The 1388-nt window shown below is 64.7% G+C and carries 1 protein-coding gene; it reads left to right on the forward strand.

Annotation, left to right across the window (positions count from 1 at the left end; all coding sequences use genetic code 11):
- Positions 1–62: 62 nt before the first annotated feature.
- Positions 63–1376 carry an ISL3 family transposase gene (locus ACT3UN_RS16415; RefSeq protein WP_444657651.1) on the forward strand — a complete coding sequence of 438 codons (1314 nt, stop codon included), beginning with the start codon at positions 63–65 and terminating at the stop codon, positions 1374–1376.
- The last annotated feature ends 12 nt before the right edge of the window (positions 1377–1388 follow it).

Below are 1388 nucleotides of genomic sequence, written 5' to 3' on the forward strand. Positions count from 1 at the left end.
GGCCCTGGCCGGTACAAGATGAGAGTTACCACACTGACATCTGACCGAACCAGGACCCTACCGTGAACCCTACTGGCAACCTCGTCGCCGACACCATCTGCCGCACCGCAGAAATCGGACTGACCATCACCGACGCCGCTGACGTCGGCGCCCTCACCATCATCAACGCCTCCCCAGTGGACATCTCCGACACATGCCCGGACTGCTCCACCCCAGGGACAAAACGAGATCATGTCCAACGCCGCCTCGTCGACCTCCCGGTCGTGGGGTTCCCCATCCGCCTGCACGTCCGGGTTCCCCGCTTCACGTGCACCAACCCCACCTGCAGCCGGAAGATCTTCCAGGCCTCGCTGCCGTGCGCCGACGATGGAGCGAAAATGACCCACCGGGTCACCCGCTGGATCCTCCAGCGCCTCGCGGTCGACCGAATGAGTGTCACCGCGACGGCCAAGGCTCTCGGGGTGGGCTGGCAGCTGGTCAACAGTGTTGCCGTCACCGCGGCCCGCAGCCTCGTCTACGCTGATCCGGGCCATCTGTCCGGGGTGCGGATCCTCGGGGTTGACGAGCACGTCTGGAAGCACACCCGCCGGCCCGGGGAGCCGTCCTCGATGGTCACGGTGCTGGTGGATCTGACCCCGCTGGTCGACGGGTCCGGCCCGGCCCGGCTGATCGACATGCAGCCTGGCCGCAGTGCACAAGTGCTGAAGAGCTGGCTGAATGAGCGCGAACCGGGCTTTCGGGACGCCGTCGAGGTCGTGACGATGGATGGGTTCACTGGCTACGCCACCGCCGTGGACCAGTCCCTACCCGCGGCGAGGAAAGTCATGGACCCGTTCCACCTCATCCACCTGGCCGCCGACAAGCTCACCGGGTGTCGGCAACGCCTGCAGCGCGAAACGACCGGCCGGCGCGGGCGGAAGAACGATCCACTGTACAAGCACCGGCGGGCCCTGCTGACCAGAACCGATTTCCTCACTGAGCGGCAGAGACAACGCCTGGAGTTGTTGTGGGCCACCGATGACGACTACGTCGCCCTGCAGGTGACCTGGGGGTTCTACCAGGAGTTGATCAGCGCGTACGGGCACCCCAAGAAGCAGGAGGGCCGGAAGTTGATGAGCAAGGTGATCAACGCGTTGCGCAAGGGACTACCGAAGGGACTCGAGGAGTTGGCGCAGTTGGGTCGGACGTTGTGGCGCCGGCGGGATGACATTCTGGCGTTCTTCGACGTCGGCGCGTCGAACGGCCCGGTCGAGGCCATCAATGGACGGTTGGAGCATCTTCGTGGCATCGCCTTGGGGTTCAGGAACCTGGACCACTACATCTTGCGGTCAATGATTCACTCCGGGCAGCTGCAGGACCGGATCAATGCACTCTGAATCACGAAGAGC

The organism is Corynebacterium sp. AOP12-C2-36 (assembly GCF_052379185.1).
GTDB lineage: Bacteria > Actinomycetota > Actinomycetes > Mycobacteriales > Mycobacteriaceae > Corynebacterium.